Origin of the sequence: Geofilum rhodophaeum, assembly GCF_002210225.1 — a bacterium.
In the GTDB taxonomy this organism is placed as follows: Bacteria; Bacteroidota; Bacteroidia; order Bacteroidales; family Marinilabiliaceae; genus Geofilum; species Geofilum rhodophaeum.
Genome location: NZ_MWUJ01000005.1, coordinates 48,289 through 70,044, shown reverse-complemented (window position 1 = coordinate 70,044; position 21,756 = coordinate 48,289). Strand labels below are relative to the sequence as shown.

General features: G+C 50.9%; 18 protein-coding genes. 3 read left to right on the top strand and 15 right to left on the bottom strand.

The features are described from left to right. Positions 1 to 119 precede the first annotated feature (119 nt). On the top strand, positions 120 to 1,769 hold the full coding sequence (locus B4W65_RS06535) for an AMP-binding protein (protein WP_088654335.1): 1,650 nt from the start codon (positions 120 to 122) through the stop codon (positions 1,767 to 1,769). Between the two features lie 79 nt (positions 1,770 to 1,848). Here the strand turns inward: B4W65_RS06535 and B4W65_RS06530 are convergent, their stop codons facing one another. Beyond that, the gene (locus B4W65_RS06530) at positions 1,849 to 3,681 is read right to left on the bottom strand and encodes a methyl-accepting chemotaxis protein (protein WP_088654334.1); all 1,833 of its coding nucleotides are present in this window, start codon (positions 3,679 to 3,681) and stop codon (positions 1,849 to 1,851) included. A 114-nt stretch (positions 3,682 to 3,795) separates the two neighbouring features. On the opposite strand from B4W65_RS06530, the gene B4W65_RS06525 reads away from it, so the two are divergent. After that, a complete protein-coding gene (locus B4W65_RS06525; protein WP_088654333.1) occupies positions 3,796 to 4,470 on the top strand; it encodes a 2-C-methyl-D-erythritol 4-phosphate cytidylyltransferase in 675 nt (224 codons plus the stop codon). Here the strand turns inward: B4W65_RS06525 and B4W65_RS06520 are convergent. The 7 genes from B4W65_RS06520 to B4W65_RS06490 form a co-directional block, all read right to left on the bottom strand. Next, positions 4,458 to 6,716 carry a patatin-like phospholipase family protein gene (locus B4W65_RS06520; RefSeq protein WP_088654332.1) on the bottom strand — a complete coding sequence of 753 codons (2,259 nt, stop codon included), beginning with the start codon at positions 6,714 to 6,716 and terminating at the stop codon, positions 4,458 to 4,460. The genes B4W65_RS06525 and B4W65_RS06520 overlap by 13 nt on opposite strands. A gap of 159 nt (positions 6,717 to 6,875) precedes the next feature. Then, a complete protein-coding gene (locus tag B4W65_RS06515) occupies positions 6,876 to 8,222 on the bottom strand; it encodes a DUF58 domain-containing protein (protein WP_088654331.1) in 1,347 nt (448 codons plus the stop codon). A gap of 16 nt (positions 8,223 to 8,238) precedes the next feature. Then, a complete protein-coding gene (locus B4W65_RS06510) occupies positions 8,239 to 9,237 on the bottom strand; it encodes an AAA family ATPase (RefSeq protein WP_088654330.1) in 999 nt (332 codons plus the stop codon). 2 nt (positions 9,238 to 9,239) lie between these two features. Continuing rightward, the gene (locus B4W65_RS06505; RefSeq protein WP_088654329.1) at positions 9,240 to 10,430 is read right to left on the bottom strand and encodes a DUF4350 domain-containing protein; all 1,191 of its coding nucleotides are present in this window, start codon (positions 10,428 to 10,430) and stop codon (positions 9,240 to 9,242) included. Beyond that, complete coding sequence (locus B4W65_RS06500) at positions 10,423 to 11,151, bottom strand: DUF4129 domain-containing protein (RefSeq protein ID WP_088654328.1); 729 nt, start codon at positions 11,149 to 11,151, stop codon at positions 10,423 to 10,425. Before B4W65_RS06500 ends, B4W65_RS06505 begins: the two co-directional genes overlap by 8 nt. A 12-nt stretch (positions 11,152 to 11,163) precedes the next feature. Beyond that, a complete protein-coding gene (locus B4W65_RS06495; RefSeq protein ID WP_088654327.1) occupies positions 11,164 to 12,066 on the bottom strand; it encodes a hypothetical protein in 903 nt (300 codons plus the stop codon). Then, positions 12,059 to 13,036 (bottom strand): stage II sporulation protein M, encoded by a 978-nt coding sequence (locus tag B4W65_RS06490; protein ID WP_088654326.1) that lies wholly within the window; start codon positions 13,034 to 13,036, stop codon positions 12,059 to 12,061. Before B4W65_RS06490 ends, B4W65_RS06495 begins: the two co-directional genes overlap by 8 nt. An 83-nt stretch (positions 13,037 to 13,119) precedes the next feature. Here B4W65_RS06490 and B4W65_RS06485 point away from each other — a divergent pair, with 83 nt between their 5' ends. Continuing rightward, positions 13,120 to 13,845 carry an RDD family protein gene (locus tag B4W65_RS06485; RefSeq protein ID WP_088654325.1) on the top strand — a complete coding sequence of 242 codons (726 nt, stop codon included), beginning with the start codon at positions 13,120 to 13,122 and terminating at the stop codon, positions 13,843 to 13,845. On the opposite strand, the gene B4W65_RS06480 is transcribed toward B4W65_RS06485, so the two are convergent. The 7 genes from B4W65_RS06480 to ispG form a co-directional block, all read right to left on the bottom strand. Continuing rightward, positions 13,846 to 14,550, bottom strand: a complete 705-nt coding sequence (locus B4W65_RS06480; RefSeq protein WP_088654324.1) for a zinc metallopeptidase — start codon at positions 14,548 to 14,550, stop codon at positions 13,846 to 13,848. Positions 14,551 to 14,639: 89 nt separating this feature from the next. Further along, the gene (locus B4W65_RS06475) at positions 14,640 to 16,169 is read right to left on the bottom strand and encodes a lytic transglycosylase domain-containing protein (RefSeq protein ID WP_088654323.1); all 1,530 of its coding nucleotides are present in this window, start codon (positions 16,167 to 16,169) and stop codon (positions 14,640 to 14,642) included. Positions 16,170 to 16,179: 10 nt separating this feature from the next. Continuing rightward, a complete protein-coding gene (locus B4W65_RS06470; protein WP_146697729.1) occupies positions 16,180 to 16,959 on the bottom strand; it encodes a DUF5683 domain-containing protein in 780 nt (259 codons plus the stop codon). A 16-nt stretch (positions 16,960 to 16,975) separates the two neighbouring features. Next, a complete protein-coding gene (locus tag B4W65_RS06465; protein WP_088654321.1) occupies positions 16,976 to 17,857 on the bottom strand; it encodes a ParB/RepB/Spo0J family partition protein in 882 nt (293 codons plus the stop codon). A 24-nt stretch (positions 17,858 to 17,881) separates the two neighbouring features. Continuing rightward, positions 17,882 to 18,682: a ParA family protein gene (locus tag B4W65_RS06460; RefSeq protein WP_088654320.1), complete on the bottom strand. Its 801-nt coding sequence runs from the start codon at positions 18,680 to 18,682 to the stop codon at positions 17,882 to 17,884. A gap of 173 nt (positions 18,683 to 18,855) precedes the next feature. Then, positions 18,856 to 19,638: a hypothetical protein gene (locus B4W65_RS06455; RefSeq protein ID WP_088654319.1), complete on the bottom strand. Its 783-nt coding sequence runs from the start codon at positions 19,636 to 19,638 to the stop codon at positions 18,856 to 18,858. Between the two features lie 169 nt (positions 19,639 to 19,807). Next, positions 19,808 to 21,694, bottom strand: a complete 1,887-nt coding sequence (gene ispG, locus B4W65_RS06450; RefSeq protein WP_088654318.1) for a (E)-4-hydroxy-3-methylbut-2-enyl-diphosphate synthase — start codon at positions 21,692 to 21,694, stop codon at positions 19,808 to 19,810. Between the last annotated feature and the right edge of the window lie 62 nt (positions 21,695 to 21,756).

Below are 21,756 nucleotides of genomic sequence, written 5' to 3'. Positions count from 1 at the left end.
TATAAACATTATTCACAAGGAGGAGGACACAAGTATCCCTTTTGAAGAACCAGCGTAAGAGAAAAAAGTGTAAATTTGTGTCTTTTGTTCAAAGATTATACCAACTAACTGAAGTTCCTATGCAGTCAAATGGTTATCTCTCAATGGTGCAAAACACCATTGAAAAGCACGCTGATTTATTGGCCTTTAGCGACTACCAGGGCACAGACTACAGCTTTCGTGAAGTAGGGAAAACCCTGCACCAGCTTCACCTCACCTTTCACGAGCTGGGCATCAAAAAAGGCGATAAAATTGCGCTGATCGGTCGAAATTCTTCCAACTGGGGCATCGCCTATCTGGCCACCATCACCTATGGGGCCATCATAGTGCCCATTCTTCCCGATTTTCACAGCAACGACATTCACCACATCATCAACCATTCGGAATCCGTTCTGTTGTTTTCGACTGCGCTGATGTACGATAAAATCGACGAGACCAAAATCCCTAAAGTAAAGGGCATTCTTTCGGTCAACGATTTCAAGGCCTTATGCGACCCGCACGACAAGCTGAAAAAGGCTGTGGATAAAGCGCATAAAAAGCTCGGCGATCCGAAGCAGCTTTTCGAGCCTTCCAGCATTCGCTACGCAGAGGTTCAGGCAGAGGAGCCCATGGTGCTTTCCTACACCTCAGGGACTTCCGGCTTTTCAAAGGGCGTATTGCTGCCCCACCGAAGCATCTGGTCCAACGTGAAATATGCCTCAGACACCTTCGATCTGGTGACCGGAGAGCGCATCGTTTCCTTTTTGCCCATGGCCCACGCCTACGGCTGTCTCTTCGAATTCCTGTGGCCTTTTATTACCGGTTGCCACATCACCTTTCTGACCCGTACCCCGTCGCCGCAAATCATTACCGAGGCCTTCCGCAAGGTACGTCCCCACCTGATATTATCGGTGCCACTGATTCTCGAAAAGATATTTAAGCGGCGCATCATGCCCAAACTCGAGAGCCCCACCCTGCGCACCCTCCTTAAAATTCCTTTCGCCAACAACCTGGTTTACGCCAAAGTGCGCAAAACACTCGTCGACACCTTTGGCGGCGAATTTAAAGAAATGGTGGTAGGCGGAGCGGCGTTGAACAAAGATGTGGAGCTCTTTCTGAAAAAAATCAATTTCCCCCTGACCGTGGGCTATGGCATGACCGAATGCGGTCCGCTGATCAGCTATGCCCACTGGGACAAAACCCGCCTGCATTCGGCCGGTAAAATTGTAGATCGCATGCAGGTGCGGATCGACAGCGAAGATCCCTTTAATGTAGTGGGCGAAATCCAGGTAAAGGGAGACAACACCCTCCTGGGCTATTACAAAAACGACAAAGCCACCAGCGAAATCTTCACCGACGACGGCTGGTTGCATACCGGCGACCTGGGCATCATCGACGCCGACAACTTCATTTACATTCGTGGGCGCAGTAAAAACATGATCCTGGGGGCTTCGGGCCAAAACATTTATCCAGAAGAAATAGAAACCGTACTCAACAGCCAGGAGCTGGTACAAGAGTGCCTGGTTCGTGAAAACGACGGCAAAATTGAGGCCCTGGTGTATCCCGATTACGAAGTGTGTGACCTCTCGAACTGCAGTTCAGAAAACATCGAAGAGGTGCTGCAAAAACTACGCAAGGAAGTCAACCAGGAACTGCCGGCTTTCATGGCCATTCACAAAATCATTCTCTTCCCCGAAGAATTTGAAAAAACGCCCAAAAAGAGCATCAAACGCTACAAATACATGAAATAGCACCCCTTAAAAAGCAAAACAGCAAGGGCCCGATGTTAAACATCGGGCCCTTGCTGTTTTCGTCTGCCCCCAAGTCCATTTAGGCTTCCAGCTTAAAATAGCTCACCACCTTGTATATGGCCTCCACCTCGGCATTAAACTGCTGCACCATGCCGTTGATGTCCTCTGCCGCCTGTGCATTTCCTTGCGACACACGATCCAATTCAAGCAAAGCGTTGTTGATCTGCTCGGCACCCACATTTTGCTCCTTAGAAGCAGCACTGATCTCCATAACCAGTTCGGCACTCTTCATAATCTTGGGCACCATTTCAGAAAAAATCTGCATCGCCCCACGGGCAATGTGCACACTATTGCCCGAAAGTTGAGAAATCTTGGCAGCATTGATACGACTTCGCTCAGCCAAACGACGCACCTCGCCGGCAACAACCGCAAAGCCCTTCCCGTGCTCACCAGCCCGGGCGGCCTCAATAGCGGCATTCAGCGCCAGTATATTGGTCTGTCGTGCTACCTCCTCAATCAAGACAACGCTCTCACTTATACTTTCGATCGCCACTACAGCCTCCTGCAGCATTTGTTCCCCGGAGGCGGCACGCTTAGCTGCATCCTGAACAATACCGGCCGTCTCACGGGCATTGTCCGCGTTCTGATTAATATTAGAGCCCATCTCCTCCATAGAAGCCGACAATTCCTCCGTAGAGGAAGCCTGCTCGGTAGCGCTTTCGGCCAAACGAGAAGCAGATCCGGTCATTTCCTCATTGCCGGCGGCAATGGTACCGGCAGCCCGGGCTGCCTGACCAATCAGGGCATTGATTTTCCTTTTTAAATCCTCAAAAGAACGCGCCAGCTGTCCCAGCTCATCGGGGCGCTCCAGTACACGCAAAGGAAGATTCCCACTTAAATCGCCCTGGGCAAAAGCATCGGAATGCAGAGTCAGCACATCCAGGGGTTCGGTTAAAGAGCGCGCCAGCACCAAAACAATGACCAGAGTAACAGACAAGAATACAATGCTCAACCAAAGGCTGTTCCAGGCAATGGGTCGAACTACCGCCATCAATTCGGACACCGGAGCCACCATGAGGGCAGACAAGCCGGTATCCCCCAACGGCAGAAGTGCAAAATCATAATCCTCGCCACCATAAGAGATACCAGGCAACACCCCCCGACCCTCTATAAGCCCCAGGGCCGAATAAATATCCTGCCCCACCACTTCGGCCAAAGGCGAACCAATCTCCTCCACATCCTCCGAAATCACCACCTGTCCGGCAGCATCAATCATCCACATGCGCGAACGCTCTGTCAACCTGCTCTCCGCAAATTGTTGAATCAGGCCACCCGGATCAATCCCAATGCCGGCCACCCCCACAGGAGCCTGCACATCGCCCATCAACACATTAAAGAAAAAGAAAGTCTGATCCAGCGCCTCATTGTAATCGTAATTCAATTCGAACCTTTGTCCCGATGCCATCAACTGGTAAAACCACTGATCACTTTCCCGGTCCGGAACCAGGGTGTTCGCATGCTGGTATCCCTGCGTATAAAAATGGTTGGTGGTGACGGACGCCGCAAAAACAGAAGGATAAGCCCTCTCGGTGTACAACTGATCCAGCTTCCCCAAGGCAAAAGAGGCCAGGTCCTGCTCCTCCTCACCCCCCTCAAACCAATGCAACAACAAGGGGTCGTTGGCCAGCGCCAGGGAGACTTCCAAGCCTTTCTCCAATCCCGTCCGAATCTCGGCTCCGGAAGCCTCCAAAAATGCAAGCAATTGATTTTCACGAACATCTCGAAGCAAGGTGCTTCGGACGGTAGTATAACTCACTAAGGCCTGAACGGCAATAATCACAAAAGTCAAAATGCCAAAATAAAACAACAGACGATTGCGCAATTTCGAAAACTTCATTCCCACTATTCTCATCCCTTCCTCGTTTTTCAAAATTCATCCTTATCAAAAGCTATCCTTTACGGGGATTACTTAACTTTGTTCAATCCCTTAACTTTTTTTTCGAAAACAAAATAACGGCGGTATAAAATGCAGGATTATCTGATTGTAGTAGCGGGCGGCAAGGGCTTACGCATGGGGCGGGATTTGCCCAAGCAATTCCTTGAATTACAAGGAAAGCCCCTTTTGATGCATACCCTGGAGACCTTTTACCGCCACAGGCCCGATCTGCAATTTATTCTGGCCCTGCCGGCCGACCAGCGCGAAGTATGGGAAGGATTGCGTCGCAAACATAAGTTTGAACTGCCCCTGCTCACTGTAAACGGAGGGGAAACACGCTTTCACAGTGTCTCTAATGCCTTGACCTGTGTTGAAAATGAAGACGGATGTACCGGGGTGCACGACGGCGTGCGCCCCTTTGTGGCTCCGGACACCATTGCTGCCAGCTATGAAGCTGCCCGCCAATACGGAGCAGCCATTCCCGTGGTCGCTCCGGTCGATTCCATCAGGGAAGTGCTGCCACAAGGCAGCACAGCACGCCCACGCGATCTGTATCGCCTGGTTCAGACCCCTCAGGTTTTTCATACCCGGCTGATTAAAAAAGCTTACCAACAAAACTATAAAGCAACATTCACCGACGATGCCTCCGTAGTAGAGGCCCTGGGACATCCCATTCACCTGGTCGATGGCAATCCCGAGAACATCAAGATAACCACCCCCTTCGATCTGTTGCTGGCCGAAGCCCTCCTGCGTCAAAAAGGATAACCCAAACCGATGTACCAACGCAAGCCGCCGGGCACATTACTGTCGGACACCCCTACCTGTACCGGGCCTAAAAAGCTGTCCATTTCCAGAATCAGACCATAGCCCAGGATGTACTCCTCATCTTCCATCACCACAGGCCGGTAAATTGTTTCCGAATCGGAAGCCGCAGCCAGACCGTTCACCACACCCGTAAGGTGAAAACTGCGCGAAAACCGGTAGCGCACATTAACTTGCGCCATCGCAAAATCCTGAACAATCTTCTCGCGCGACGATAAGCCTACAAAGCTCACCTCCCGGGTGCGTCGCTGAAAAGGCATACCCCCAATATAATTCATCGCCACCAGGGGAAGAGGACGATTCGAATAAGCGGCCTGAATGCGTGGACTCACCGCGAAGCGGGAACCCAGCGAAAAAACGCCCTGCCAACTTCCGCTCAGCTCAAAAAAACGTACCGCAGAACGAGCAATGGCCGGCTCAACCAAATCCCGCACACTTTCACTGCCCCTGTACACCTCCCGGTTATCCAGATAAAAGCGATAGCGTAAGTTCAACTCGTTGCCGCGCGTTGGAAAGAAACGACGGTTAAAAGTGTTGCGGTTGGCTGTAAAATTGGCCGACAGCAACTGGTTGCCAAAACGATCTACACCCGAAGCAAAGACCTCATACAAGCCACTCTGCTGCTTCAGAACCGAACGCTCCAGGGCCATAAAGCCATTCAACTCCCAACGGGTATCCAGAGAGGACATAAAGCCCAGCGACAAATCGGTCAAATTATGGGTAAAGCGCCCATACTCGGCACCGTCTTCCAGATAAACCGGAAAATTGCTGTTCTCCCAAACGCCCTCCAGCCGGGAAGCCGTACGGTGATTCTCCCCATAATAATTAATGAACGACAGGTTCAGCCGTGGCCGCTCCGACACATCCAACGTGGCAGCCAGGCGATTACCACGCAACAAAACATTCCTAAGCGTCAGGTTGGTCAGTATGCCCGCCTTGTTTTCATTGTCGTAATGCAAGGAAAATTTAAAGCGGGTACGTGCCGATTCGGTGGCATGTACCGTCAAGGCATAGCCCTCACGCAGGGGCTTTAAATCGTAGGCAACAGATTCAAAATACCGCGTACCCATTAAACGATTCATGCCCTTTTTCAAGTCTTCATTTCTTACCGTATCTCCCGGGGCGATGCCCAGACTCGACATAAAAAAACGGTGGCTGATGTGGTCCCCGCCCTTCAGATTAATGCTGCTGATCAGGTAGGACTCCGGACGATCCGGAAAATGTTTTTGCGCCTGAGCGCCCAAGGAATCGAGCCGCTGCGCCAGCCCTTGCAAGGCTTCCAACTGCAAGCTGGCCGCCTCTTCACCACGTTTAATAATGTCTGGTCCCTGAAAGAAACTGGCCGTGGAGAAGCCCTCCAAATCGGGCTCAATCAACACATCCACAAAAGGCACCTGCTGTTTAAAACTCAAGCTGTTGCCAATCATGGCAGAAGCAGCCAACACCGCCACCGGAGAGTTCAAATCCGACATTTCTGCCTTATCCGCTGTACCCACATTTACACCAATAATGATGTCCGCCCCCATATCCATACAAAGCTGTACCGGAAAATTATTGAGCACGCCCCCATCAATAAGCAACATACTGTCGAGCGCAACAGGGGCAAAAACCGAAGGTATGGACATGCTGGCCCGCAAGGCAGTGGTAAAACTGCCACTGTTAAAAACCACTTGTTCGCCACTGAGCAAATCAGCCGCCACACATTGAAAGGGTATGGGGTAGTCGGCAAAGGACTGCACCCCGGCCACCCCTGAGGACAGGCGCGACAACAATTCCGAAATGGCCTGTCCCCCCACCAATCCGGCAGGCACGCTCAGTCCCTCACGACTCAGATTCAATTCAACATGAAAACGCTGGTAATCGTATTTTTCTTCGGGAATGACATCGGACAAGGGAATGCGATCACTAAGGAGCTGGGCCCAATTGACTGCAGTAACGATAGAATCCAGCTCGTGGGCATCATATCCAATGGCATACAAGCCCCCTATAATGCTGCCCATGCTGGTGCCGGTAATGTAATCGGGACGAATGCCCGCCTCCTCCAGCACCTTCAGTGCACCGATGTGCGCAAGCCCCTTGGCCCCGCCCCCACTCAAAACGAGTCCCACCTTAGGCCGTTCCTGCCCCCTGAGTCCAGGCGGCAAAAGCAAAAGAACAAGGCAGAAAAAAACAAATAATATCCGATTCATAAAAGCGGGGAGAAAATGATTGTACCCAAAAGATAGACAAAATTAAGCATAGGATACAAACGCAGCGACTTAAAGAAACTTAATCGCAGAAAGGCAGGAGTCAAACAGCCAAAAAGCAGCTCCGGGTAGGAGCCGGCCAGGGGAAGGACTTAAACTGCTTCAGAGTAATCCGCGCGATTTATATTCCAGATAGCGGTTAACCGCAGCCACCGTCAACTTTTCGGGACTGGTCAACACCGCCGCAATCCCGCGCTGTTCAAGCGCCTTCACCAATTGCCTCTTTTCTCCGGCAGTCTTCTCAGCAAGGGCCTGCAGGTAGATCCCCTGGGTATCTGCAGCCTGAGTAAACCGAAGTGCCTCTAATTCATGATTCTCGAAAAAAACCACCATTAATAGGTGCCGGGCAGCTAAGGCAGAAAGAAGGGGGAATTGGCGACGGGCAGACTCCATGCTTTCGAAAGAAGTGAAAAGAACCAACAAACTTCTCTGGGGAATCTGCCGACGCACCTGGGTATAAAGTGCCTCCAAATTGTGTTCGCCATAACCCGGCTCCTGCTTATAGAGGAGTTCCATTAAGGCCTGCATCTGGCGGCCCTCCCGACGGGCAGGAAGGAAGGAACGCAGGCGATGGTCGAAAGTCAGCAAACCGGCCTTATCGTGCCTAAGCAGTGCAATATTGGCCAACACCAGACTGGTGTTGATGGCGTAATCAACCAGGGTCATCCCGGCAAAAGGCATCCGCATGGTGCGCCCCATATCTATTACGCAATAGACCTGCTGCGCCTTTTCATCCTGATACTGATTCACCATCAAATGCCCCTTGCGGGCCGTAGCCTTCCAGTTGAGGGTACGCACATCGTCGCCTTGTATGTAGTCTCTGATTTGATCAAACTCATTGTGCTGCCCCAGGCGACGAATTTTCTTAACCCCGACCTCACTCAAACGATTGCTGATGGCCATCAACTCGTAACGACGCATCTGCAAAAAAGAAGGATAGACCTTTACTTCGGCGGGGGCGGCCAGGCGGTGGCGGCGACTGAAAAAACCGAGACTGCTGCTGATATACACCAAAACATAACCAAAGCGATAGCCCCCGCGCTCAAGGGGCCGCAATACATAAGTGTGCTCGAAGGATCCCCGGGGGGCCAATTTGTCCCGCAGCACAAAATCACGTTTTTGAAACTGCTCCGGAAACTCTTCATACAATTCAAAACTCACCCCGTAATCGAGTTTACTTTTCAAACAAAGCCGAACAGGATTGTCGTCCCCATTCGAAAAGCGCTCGGGCAACAGACGTTCGGCTTCCAGGCCTGCTCCGGAAGCCCTGCCGTACAACAAAACCAGGTCGAGCAGAAACAACAAAGCGACCCCAACGGCCAGCACCTGAGCCGACAAGAGTAAAGAGGGCCAGAAAAAAGCCAGCACAAACAAACCACTGCAGGCCCAAAGCACCTGAAAAAACCGACTCCTGGTATAGAGATTTTGAAAAAAATGTTTCACAAGCATAAACAATAGGTGTGCATCAACGGGGGACTTCCACCGTTTCAACCAACTGACGCAGAACGACTTCGGGACTCACGCCTTCCATCTCCTTTTCGGGGCTCAGGATAACCCTGTGCGCCAAAACAGGGTAAAGCACCTCACGAATATCCTCCGGAGTAACAAAATCACGCCCTTCAAGTGCAGCAAAGGCTCGGGCTGCTTTAAGCAGGGCAAGAGAGGCACGGGGACTGGCCCCCAGACTCAGGGAACTGCTTTTCCGGGTCTTCTCCACAATGGCCGTGATGTAACGCAACAATTGTGGCTCTACGATGACCTCGTTAACCAACTTTTGAAACCCGGCCAGCTCCTCTTCACTTACCACAGGCTGCACCAGGGCAGGATCATAAATGGCCTGCCGCTCACAGGCTCTTTGCAAAAGCCGCAGCTCCTGCTCCTGGTCGGGGTAATCGACCTTAATCTTAAATAAAAAGCGATCGAGCTGTGCCTCAGGTAAGCGGTAAGTCCCCTCATGCTCAATGGGATTCTGGGTCGCAATAACCAAAAATGGGGCTTTCAACTGATGACTGTGTCCCTCCATGGTGACCTGCCGTTCTTCCATAACTTCAAATAAAGCGGACTGCGTTTTGGCCGGGGCACGGTTCACCTCATCAATGAGAACCATATTGGAAAAAATGGGTCCCTTCCGAAATTCAAAGTTCGAAGTAGCCGCATTGAACACACTGGTGCCCAGCACATCAGAAGGCATCAAATCGGGCGTAAACTGAATACGGGAAAACCCTGTATCCAGAGTTTTGGCCAGGAGACGCGCCATAAGGGTCTTGGCTACACCGGGAACCCCTTCGAGCAAAACATGACCATTGGACAACAGGGCGGTAAGCAACAAGTCAAGGACCTTTTCCTGACCCACCAAAACCTTTGCGATTTCATCCCTAATTCTAAAAGCCATATGATTGAGCTCCTGAACCTTTAGCCGACTCTCGAAAAGGTCGCTGGTATTTTCCTGATCATTCACTTCCATAACTATAAGGCATTAAGATAAAAATATTCGAGTTGACGATTGAAACGATGCAATTCCTCACGAGAGAGGTTCCCGAGCTGCTTCAATTGCCGGCCTTGCTTAATCAAGGCCAGCGTACTGCGGGAAGGCAAGCCCGATTTTGCAGCCAGCTCCTCACTGAGGAGTGCCGGCTCCAGATCCGTATCCAAAAAATAGCGCGAACGCAAATGGTCCAGAAAAGCGGCATAGCGCTTGCGCGCAATATCCAGATGATTGCCCTTACGGTAATACAAACGCGCCAGGGTATCTACAAACTGGAGACTGGTATTCTCCACCACGGGCAAGACCGGAATGGCTCTTTGCTTGCGCTTTCCGTGAAAAATGAAAAACAAAAGCAGACCCAAAACAGCCAACTGCCAAGCCCAACGTAAAGCGGGCTCCTGCAAAATGTAATGCAATTCACTTTGCACAACGGGTATCCCGGCTTTGTATTTTTCATCGAAGTAAGTGGCAGCTACCGGCAAGTACGACCAGGCTTTAAATATATAATCGGCATTATTGGCCCGTAAAAGAGCGTGGTTGGTAAACAGCTCGGGTTGGCAATGCACCAAAAAACATCCTGCTCCCCTTCGAATCCGCACATAGTTTGTCTGCCCCATATGATTTATGCCCAAAACAGTGGTATGGAGACTGTCGTAACTTTCAAAGTAATGCACCCCGCGTGGTCTCGGATACCAATAAGAGCCGGCCGATCGCAACTTCCGATTGGTAAAATTACAGCCCAGGGAATCGCCCCCACTCAAAAACCCCATACCCTCATAAGCCACGGAAAAGTCCAAGGCAACAAGAATCGAATCAGAAAAGTCCCGGGCCGCCATAAACACGGTGCTGCCGGCTTCCGCCATAGCCAATACCTGTTCCCAATCCGCCACATGAGGATCCAGTCGATTGTTCAGAAAAATAAGGTTCACCTTACCCGGAACCTCTTCCCCAAAATAAGTCGCCACCCCCCTTCGCAAGTCCCTGAGCGCCTGGTCGGGAAACAGCGTTGCTGCAGCCTGACGCACCAGTTTGGTGCCCATAGGCCTGTCGTGCTTCAAGGAATAACTCTCCCGCCAATCGACCTCCTTGGGCGACATGGACACCAAATACCCCAGCAACAAGAGACCCGCCACCAAAGAAGTCAGCCAAAAATAGCCCTTCCATTTATGCATTGTTCTCCATTTTTGTCAGCTTATTCAAATGCCTGGTAAAACTTTCCTCTATCCATTGGTAGTGTCGCTCATCGGGTTGAACCTGCCCAAACCACACGTAATCATATATTCGCACCAGTGGGGCCAGGTCATCATGCAGTCCGGCCATGCGCAGCTCCCTTAAGTACTCACGGTTGGTTTTCCCACTTTTCACGCGGATTAAACCTACCCGCTGCAGCTCCTGCAAAAGCCTTAGATACAACAAGCGCGTTGCTTCCCGGTAAGCCCCGGTAGAACGGCAGAGCAACCACCGCTCTTCCAGTCCCCCCTCCTCCTCTTCGAGTCCTGCCTCAGGAACAGCAACAAACTGCCCCCTATTCTTATGAATGGCCGTCAGGAGTCCCCCCAAAGGCACATTCAGCATTCGCAACACAAAATAAACAAACACCAAAGCCACCAGGCCCTTAAAAAAATAGTTGAGCCAGCCCAGGTTGGCGCCGTCCGGCGACAGCTTGCTGAGCAAGACCTCCCACAAGCGCTGCCACCAACCGGGGGCCTTATGCCTTTCATAATCGTAAGCAGGGTCCGTCTTCCATTGGTCGATGAGCTCCTCAGGTGCGGGACGATACTGCACCGCCCCATGCTCGTCCCAGGGGACCACAGGCGTGGTGTCCCCGGCTTGCACGCCAAGGAGGGACAAGTCCCACAACAAAACAACCAGGCAAAGAATCCGAATCCACATACTATTTTCCTATCAACCAATAGCCTCAACCTTACGCAACAAATCATCGTTGTCGCTCCCCGCCTTAAGAGAGAAATATTGCACCCCAACCCCAACAAGCAGAATGGGGTACAGCACAAAGCGTCCCAAAACAGAAAACACCGTTAAAGCGATAAAAGCAAAAGAGGCGGGCTCCACCATCCCTGCCCCCGATAACTCCTGAATAACCGGATAGGCCATCGTGGGAATGGAAAAAATAAAACCCAGCATCGAATAAATAATCGACAACACGAAAAGCACGCCAAAAGTCTGCCACCAGGCCCCTCTTACCAGCGTAAAAACACGGGCCAAAGCCTGAAAAGCAGACAATTTCTCATGAAAAACAACCATGTGCACCATGGACAATGGCACCCAGGCATAAATCATTAAACCTATGAACAAGAAAACCAGGAAGACAATAATGTACCAGGGCAAGGCATCGGCTGAGGCCAAAAAACCAACGACCACACCCACCACCAGCGCGATGGCGAAAAACAAGGCCCCGCCCAAAAGCAGAACACCCAACATCCTCCCCAAATTCTGAAGGAAGTGCGACCACACGTCCCTTCGTTGAAAATTACCTGCTCCTTCCTGAACATAAAGCGACATATAAGCCCCTGTAGTCCCGAACAACAGCGCAAAAACGAAGAAGGATAAAACCCCTAAAAATACAAATGCCCACCAAAACCCGGCTCCGGGCACTTCACCAGCCGACATATCCTGGGGCATCATATTAATAAACCAGACCGTTACCCCAGCCATCAATAAAAGTGGCACCCCGGTAAAAAGGGCAAACATGGCACCATAGGCTTTAAACTCCTGCGACAGAAAGGCAAAAGCAGCATTGATGACCCCGGAGAAGTCGCGCTTCTGCAACAAGTTCAATTTTTCAATCATTGGGCTTCGATTTTAAGGTTTTAAGATATACCCGTCTGGGCAACAACACAAAATAAAATAGAATAAGCATAAAAGAGGCGGCAATAACAAACAGGGTGAAACCCGGCGAAATTACCTGATAGTGCCGGGTAAGATAGGCCTCGATAAAGGCGGCCAACACAAAATAAGGCAAGAGCCCCAAAATAATTTTAACGCCTCGTCGTGCCGCCTTCCAAAAACTGTAAGCCCTGGGATAAGTGCCGGGGAAGAGCAGGCTGCGACCCAAAAGAATGCCTGCACCTCCAGCCAGTACAATGGCCGACAACTCAATGGTTCCGTGCAACAATATGGTGGGTAGGGAGACGAGCCCAAGCGACTGTTCAAAAAAGAAAGCCAGAAAGGCACCCACCATAATTCCGTTGCGCAACAAAATTACGCCGGTGCCCACCGGCGTAAACAGTCCAAACAGAAAAGCCATAAAAGACACCCTGATGTTGTTCACCGCAATCATAAAAAACATCGCAAAGGCATTCGGCTGGTCGTAAATGCCCATGGGGTTGCCCTGAGCAATGTTGTCCAGCGTTTGATCGACATAGGCATCGCCCAGAATGTAGCGTATGAAATCACTCTCATGAAAGACCGAGACCCAACCAATCAGCGCTGCGCCCAGAAACAAAAGCAGCGCCCACAAAAAGTCGTAGCGGCTGTGATAGAGCTCTAAAGGCAGTTCCCTTGTCCAAAAAGTAAGTAAACGAGCCACCGGCTCCTTTTTGCCTGCGTACAACAGCCCATGCGTACGCGCACTTAAAGCGTTGAGGTATTGCACCACGCCCGATTGGGGATAGAAGGTGCGCGCGTAAGACAAATCATCGGTCAGTAAAATGTACTGCGTGGCGAGTTCGTCGGGAGACAGCAAGCGCTCTTGCTTCAATTGCTGTTCAAAGGCAGACCAGCGGGCTTTGTTTTGATGGATGAAAGCAATTTCCTTCATTTTGGGCTCAAGAGGTTTTCAGGGGCAAATCTTTTATTAAATTTGAACAAATTTAGCACAATCTGCCACAATCAAAACCCAATATGGAAACTTTTCATCTGCAAACCAGTCAAAACGTCAGTCTGGAACACACCTTAGCCAGTGTAGGCGATCGCATTCTGGCCACCTTACTCGATTTTCTGTTTATGGGCAGCTACGCCCTGATACTGACCATCATACAAAATGCTGCAGCTTTTCCGAACACCTTCTTTTGGCTGTTGCTGCCCCTGCTTTTTTACCACCTTCTTTTCGAGCTGTTTTTTAACGGACAAAGTCCCGGGAAGAAAATAATGGGCATACGCGTGCTCAAGGCAGACGGGGGCAGACTGAGCCCCGGCGCCTGCATCATCCGTTGGATATTCCGCCTCATTGAGCTCACCGTTACTTCGGGGAGTCTGGCCTTGGCCACCATTATTTTAAACGGCAAGGGACAACGCCTCGGCGATCTGGCTGCCGGAACCACCGTACTGAAACTCCCTGGAAAAAAAATGCTGGAGCACAGTGCCTGGCAGGAGGTCGAGGCCGACTACAGTCCCCGCTTCACCCAGGCTGAGCTGCTGAACGACGGGGACATTCGCACCATACGGGAAGTGCTGCGCCATACCTCAAAAAGCACGAAGCAGCTCTCCAATGAAGAGCTGCTCCGAAAAACCAGAAAGGCCGTTGCCGAAAAAACCGGAATCAACACCGACCTGGGCGACCTTGAATTTTTACATACTGTGGTCAAGGACTACAATGCCTTGTTCCAGCAAGCCTATGCCGAAATATAATTAGTCCCTGCGGCCCAAAAACAACATCACGTAATACAGCAGAGTGGCCAGAGCCGAAAGAGCGGCCACCACATAGGTATAAGCAGCCCAGCGCAAGGCATCCTTTGCTTCCTGGTGACTGCGTCCACCGGTAATACCGCTGGTATTTAACCAGGCCAGGGCTCTTTGCGTAGCATCAATTTCTACCGGCAGCGTAATGAAGGCAAAGGCAGTAAAAATGCCGTAACAAGCAATGATTACCAGCAGGGCGGCATCAAAAGAAATGACCTGAGGCAACAAAAAGGCCCCAAAAAACATCGCAATAAAAATGGCATTCAGAATCCGGGCACTCACATTCTGCAAGGGCACCAGGGCCGACCTCAGCTTAAGCGGCGTGTAGGCGCGTGCATGCTGAATGGCGTGGCCGCATTCATGCGCCGCAACCGCAGCAGCAGCCACATTACGACCACCATACACTTCGGGGCTCAAATTAACTGTGCGGTTGGCCGGATTGTAATGATCGCTGAGCTGACCACCCACCGAGTTAACCGCCACATTCGTAATGCCATTGTCGCGCAACATCTTCTCCGCCACTTCCCGTCCGGAAAGCCCACTTGGGAGTGCCGTCTTCGAATATTGCTTAAACCGGCGTTTCAATTGCGAACTGACCAGCCAGCTGGCCAGGGCAAATACGATAAAAATAATCAGCAAAGGTGATGAAAACATAAGTCCTCCATTTTTAAATCCAACGCAAACAGATCAAAAACTCTGCCACAGGACGAGCGACTGACACAAAGACTTACCGAAGTCGCATTTTAGTTGTCCGACTTGATTTTAAGTCGCTGCCCGGGTTTCAACTTGCGCGCATCGCTGATGTTGTTCCAACGCATAATGTCGTCGTTACTTACGCCTGGAAACTGTCGGGCAATGGTCCACAAATTATCCCCTGAACGGACGGTATAATAAATGTAAGCACCATCCACTTCGGGAGCTGCTGTGGCATGGGCCGCGCCGGAAGCTGCAAGCTGGCGCGAACCATGCTGCTGGGCAACACTTCGATAATGCGCCTCCTGCGCCTTGGGCACATAAACCACAAGCTTTTGTCCCACCCGAATAATGTTGCGATTGATGTTGTTCCAATAACGCAAATCAGAAGCCCGAACATTAAACCACTCGGCTATGAGTCCCACCACATCACCCGATTTGACAGTATAATGAATGGCTGCGCTACCGGAAGGCGCCACCACCGGATGTGCTGTAACAGCCACCGGGGCAGCCAACTGATTATCGGGAAAATACTGCAGTCGACGATGGGCATAAATACTGTCCTCCACTCCGGCAAAAGCGGAACTCTGCTCGAAGGACAAACGCAAGGGGTAGGCTTTGGTTTTGGCGGGGACAAGATCCCGGCGATATTGCGGGTTCAGCTCCCGCAAATTTTCAAGTGGCAACTGCAATACCGCAGCGACCTGCTCAAAATGCAAGGGCTGGGTTACCATAATGGTATCGGTGGCTACCGGCAGGTTTATGGGCCGGGCTTGCAAGCCATGCTCGCGGGCATAAGTAAAGGTATAGGTGGCTGCGATAAAAGCAGGCACATAACCACGCGTTTCCCTGGGAAGACGGTAATAAATCTCCCAAAAATCACGCTTGCCTCCGGATCGGCGGATGGCCTTATTCACATTACCTGGCCCGCAATTATAGGCCGCAATAACCAACTGCCAGTCGCCATAAATGTCGTAGAGATCCGATAAAAAGGCCACTGCAGCACGACTCGCTTGTACCGGATCGCGCCGCTCATCCACATAGGAATCGACCTCCAAACCATAGCGCTTTCCGGTATAGTACATAAACTGCCAAAGTCCGGATGCCCCGGCGCGGGAAAGGGCGCGGGGATTAAGCGCAGATTCAATGACCGGAAGGTATTTCAGCTCATGCGGCAAACCGGCTGCATCCAGCGCCTCCTCGAAAACAGGGAAGTAAAAATGACTCAGACCCAGCATCGTCTCCACTTGGTCTCTGCGGCGCTGGGTATATAATTTGATGTAGGATTTGACCCGACTGTTAAAGGGAAATTGCATGGGCGAAGAAATCGCAGCCAAGCGAGCAATATAAACAGAATCGGGCAGCTCTTCGATCAGCTGTTCTGCCCGTTCATTGATGGAGTCGAGCACCAGACTTTCCATTTTGGGACGAACATGCCATACGTTAATCATACTGTCCAGGGAGCTCATATAGGCTTGAAAATCCTCCTCAACAGCCTCGGCCACCTCCGGTTCTTCTGCCTGCAAACCCATAAAAAACAGACCCAGCAGGCCCAGCCAAATCATTCGTTTTCCTGTCATACCATTTCTCTTAAAACTGTATTCGCATCTGCAAACCCAAGGCCGAACCCCGCTCATCAAAGGGCGACAACATGGCCGGCTCCACCCTGAAGGACAAGTCGTCCGAGATGTCAAAGTCGTAAAAATGGGCATCCACACTGGCATCAATAATACTGATAACATAGAGGCCGACCATAACAATGTAGCTCAAATCGCGGGAACGTTTGTAATAACGTCTTTTGTTCTGTAAGGAACGCTGAAACCATTCGGCATGTTGTCCATGCACATCGTCAAGGCTCAGCTGAGGGGGAATAAACTCCTCGTAACTGGTGTTGCCCGGATCCCGAATCAGAAAATCACGGTAAGCCGAACGGTATTTGTTGTAGTAATTCGAATTAAAACTGATGGCATATATCAAGCCGCCTATACCGCCATACAAGATGGGCAGCTTCCAGTATTTTTTGTTGTAGATTTGGCCCGCCCCCGGAAAAACCGCCGCATACACCGTGGCTTTGTGCGGCGAATGTACGTACTCATCTTCCAATAGCTCCACTTCAAGCGCTTCAGGTACCGAATCAAGAACCAGGCTGTCGACTGGCTCTGCCAACTGTACCAGACTGTCGGCTGGTTCAGCCAGCTGTACCAGACTGTCGGCTGGCTCAACCAGCTGTACCAGGCTGTCGATCCTGGCCACCAGAAAATCCCCAGGCCACGACATATAGGCTTCAGCCGACCGGAGCTCCACAAAGCCCAGGCCCGAGCCAAAAAGCAGCAGACCAGCCAAACAGATACTTTTCAGGTAGTAACGCACAGGCAACGGCAGTATTTTAGGATTTAACCTTGTCGAGAATAGCGACAATCTGCTCCAGCTCCTCGTCCGAACGAAAAGGAATCACAATCTTTCCCTTTCCTTTGGGATCACGGGAAAATTGAATATTGGTCTTAAAAAAGGAGGAGAGCTGATGTCGCAAAGCGCTGTAGGCTTCATTATTGTCCTCCCCAACAGGCTCTTTAGGTGCTTGCGGCTCAACCGGCTTATCCAAATCCCGGACCAAAGCCTCCACCTTACGCACCGATAAATCTTCTTTAATGGTCTGCGCAAAAAAAGCCAACTGCCGGGCAGGATCTTCTACATTGATGAGCGCACGGGCATGCCCCATCGAAATCTGCTTCTCCCGCAGTCCCAGTTGAATCTCAGCCGGCAGCTTCAACAAACGCAGGTAGTTGGAAATGGTCGAACGCTTTTTACCCACCCGGTCGGACATGCTTTCCTGCGTCAGCTTGCACTCTTCCATCAAACGCTGGTAACTGATGGCCACTTCGATGGGATCGAGATCTTCACGTTGAATGTTCTCCACCAAAGCCATTTCCAGCATCAGGTCGTCTTCAGCTTCGCGCACATAGGCCGGCACTTTGGTCAGTCCCGCCAGTTTAGACGCCCTGAAACGACGTTCCCCGGCAATGATCTGGTAGCGATCTGCTCCGATTTTTCGCAGGGTAAGAGGCTGTACAATGCCTACCGATTGAATAGACATAGACAATTCCTGAAGCCTTTCCTCATCAAAGCGGGATCGGGGCTGCCAGGGATTTACCTCTATTTGATTAATGTCTATCTCCATTATGGAGGCAGATGGCCGCGGCCGTCTGACCTCTTCGCTGTTTTCAATCAGTGCGCCAAGTCCTCTTCCTAATGCGTTTTTCTTTGCCATTTTAACGTTCCGGTATGCGGTTTATTAATCGATCACCTTATTGTCCTTATCCATCTTGGTCATATTGTTCTTTTGTAGCAACTCCCGTGCCAGATTCAGGTAGTTGGTCGCCCCCTTGGAGGCAGCATCGTACATGACCACCGCCTTACCATAACTAGGCGCCTCACTCAATTTGATGTTACGGGTAATGAGCGTTTCAAACACCATTTCCTGAAAGTGACTTTGTACCTCTTCCACCACCTGATTGGACAGACGCAAACGCGAATCGTACATGGTCAGCAAAAAGCCTTCAATCTCCAACTCGGGATTGAGCCGGTTTTGGATGATCTTTATGGTATTCAACAATTTCCCCAAACCTTCCAAAGCAAAATACTCGCATTGAACGGGAATAATCACGGAATCGGCTGCAGTTAGGGCGTTGACAGTAATCAGGCCCAAGGAAGGGGAGCAGTCAATCAATACAAAATCGTAGCGGTCACGCACTTTATCCAGCACCTCCTTAAGCACATACTCTCGCTGCGGCATATTCAACATCTCAATTTCCGCACCAACCAAATCGATATGAGAGGGCAACAGATCCAGATGTTCGATTTCTGCTTTTAGAATGGCTTTTTCGGTAGGGACCTTATCAACAATACATTCATAAATGCTGTTCTCAATGTTGTTCAAGTCAAAGCCCAAACCAGAGGTAGCATTGGCCTGGGGGTCCGCATCGACCACCAGCACGTTGTACTCAAGTACTGCCAGACTGGCTGCCAGGTTGATTGCTGTGGTGGTTTTTCCAACTCCTCCTTTTTGATTTGCCAGCGCGATAACTTTAGCCATAGAAATTCCAGTTTATTGATTTATCGTCAGAACCGAAAATAGCCAATTTCTGACGAAAGCCAAAGTTAAGCTTTTATTAAAAACAAAAGAGAATAAGACCGACAATTTTATCGGAACACGAAGCGTGTAAAGAAATAAACGCCTAACAACCAGGCTGTTTTACAAATCAGCTGCTACTTGCGGAACATCTCCATCTGATTGTCAAAATTCAAATAGTACCAACCCCTGTCCAGGCCATCGATCGAAAGCCGGTCGCCAAAGCCCTTTAGTACAATTCGGCCGTGACTGTCGTACAGCTCGTACATGGTGGCCTCGGAAAAAACAACTTCGTTGCCTCCCGATGCAACAGAAAAAGTCAAGGGTGCCCGGGAACTGCTGATGAGCAATTCGGCAGAATACTTACTCTTTCGGCGGGCATCGGTTTGGCGCAGACGAAAACGATTTTCGCCGGCATGCAGTCGTACAGGGGCGGAATAATGATGCTCTCCGGGTTGCCCCTTACCTTCAACCCGACCAACCGCCACCCACTTATTCCAACGAAACTGCTCAACCACAAAAGGCAGGGTGCCTGCTTCGTTTTTGGTGGTCCACATCACCTTGTCGCCTTCGAAACGAAGATTTACAATTTCAAAGGAGGCGCGTGCATTAAGCACATCCGGATTAAGCACTCGGGGCAAACACCCGTCCTTGTAATTAATGGCAACGCGAATGGGATCGCCCAGGGTAAAACCATAAACAGCCAGGTCTATTTCAAAGGCTGCGGAGTTGATCTCATCTGTTGTGGTCATTCCATTCACAGAGACTTCATACACACAAAAACCAACGCCCGCAGCGGCAAACGGATTCTTAACATACAAGTTCTCTCCCTGATAGGTTCCCCTGATTTCAATCTGACCGGCATAAAGAGCCGTTGCACTCAGGCAGAACATGACAAGTATAGGAAGAAGCTGTTTCATGGGGTGTTTGGGGACTATTAGTATGGGTTATTTCAAAATTTCACAGATTTATGTCCCGGCAATTTAAAAAAACCTTTAATCCTAAACAAAAAAAATAAATTACTTTCCATGATTGTAGCAGGATATTTGACCAACACTGAAAATCAGCATCCTGCAAGGCCCTAAAAAACTACTTTGGCTCCAGCCAATCGCCACTTTCCTTAATCAGCTCCACCAGTCGCTCTACCGCTTCGGCTTCAGGGAGTGTTTTCACCACCAGTTCGCGATTTTTAAAAAGCGAAACCTTGCCGGGACCGGCACCCACATAGCCGTAATCTGCATCGGCCATTTCCCCGATCCCGTTTACAATACAGCCCATAATGGCTATTTTTAAATCTTTAAGGTGCCCGGTACGGGCCTGTACCTTACGGGTGGTTTCCTGCAGATCGAAAAGCGTTCGCCCGCAACCGGGACAGGAAATAAACTCCGTTTTAGAAAATCGAACACGGGCGGCCTGCAAAACACCAAAATGGGTATCGAGCAGCACTTTGGGCGGAACGGCTGGGGCCGACAGCGACAGCCCATCGCCGTATCCATCGAGCAACAACAGTCCGGTATCGGCCGCAGCCTTTAACTGAAATTCGCCAGCCACCGCATCCGTGTAACTGCGATGAAGCACTACCGGATGACTTAAGCCGGCCTTATCCAAGGCGAAAAAACAAGCGCGCTGTTCAGCAGTGCCATTTTGGTGCCCGGTTTTCAGCAACAATACCACATCCTTATCGGTCTTTAAACGGCCCAACAGCTCTGGCTGCAGGTCCACATAGCTTATTTCAAGCACCTTGGGACCACTGGCCACCCGGTCGGCGAGATACGTTTTCACATCCAGCAAAGGCCATACTGCCTGAGTGGGCACAAAGCCTTCGTTGCCCGCAACAGGCACCCATCGTTGAACGCCGGACCAATCCTCGGGCAAGTTGCTGTCGACAGCATCCACAATCACCGCTTCGGGTCGCAACAAACCCGACATCAGTGCCCCACAGCCCCTCAGGTCGGGCACCACCCCCGCCGTTTGTCCACCCCCAAAAAGACCTATGGGGTGACTCTGCCTTTGTTGGTAGGCATAGGGACTGTAAGAAAAATCGACCACCGGCTTAATGGGTGCATGCCCCGCCCGACCACTTACATAATCGCGCAACAAGGCCGCTACAGGCACCTCCGCTTCCGGATCTTCGGTCAGGGACACCCGAATGGTGTCGCCCAATCCATCGGCCAACAAAGCCCCTATGCCAACGGCCGATTTAATGCGGCCGTCTTCACCGCTGCCGGCCTCGGTCACTCCCAAATGCAGCGGATAGGCCATCCCCTCGGCCTGCATGCTTGCGACCAGCAAGCGCACCGTGTGTACCATTACCCGGGTATTGCTCGATTTGATGCTGAGCACAATTTCATGAAAATCATACTTCCGACACAAGCGCAGGAATTCCATACACGAAGCCACCATGCCCTCAGGGGTATCGCCGTAGCGCGACATGATGCGGTCGGACAAGCTGCCGTGATTGGCGCCTATGCGCAAGGCCGTTCCGTGCTTTTTGCACAAATCCAGCAAGGGCACCAGCTTGTCCTCTATTTCGGCCAAATCGGCCGCATAGCTCTCCGCATCGTAGGCCACTTCACGAAATTTCTTGGCCCCATCGGCAAAATTGCCGGGATTGATGCGCACCTTTTCCACTCTTTCGGCCGCCAACAGCGCGGCATTGGGATTAAAATGGACATCGGCCACCAGGGGGAAATCCTGGCCTTTTTGCTTCAGCTCCGACTTAATGGCTTCCAAATTAATGGCTTCGCGTCGCCCCTGCGTAGTAATGCGCACCAGTTCACCCCCTGCCTGCACAATGCGCAGGCATTGGGCAGCCGTTGCCGCGGTGTCCATCGACGAAGTGGTGGTCATCGATTGCAAACGCAAAGGGTTGCTTCCCCCTATCCCAACTTCTCCCACCCGCACTTCACGGGTACTTCGGCGCTGGTAGTCAAACAAGGAAGCACAGTAAAAAGGAAGATCGGCCACTTTTTTCATAAGGCAACAATTCGTTTAGAAGCTGCTAAATTATCCCCTCTAAACCGAAAATTCATAACTTT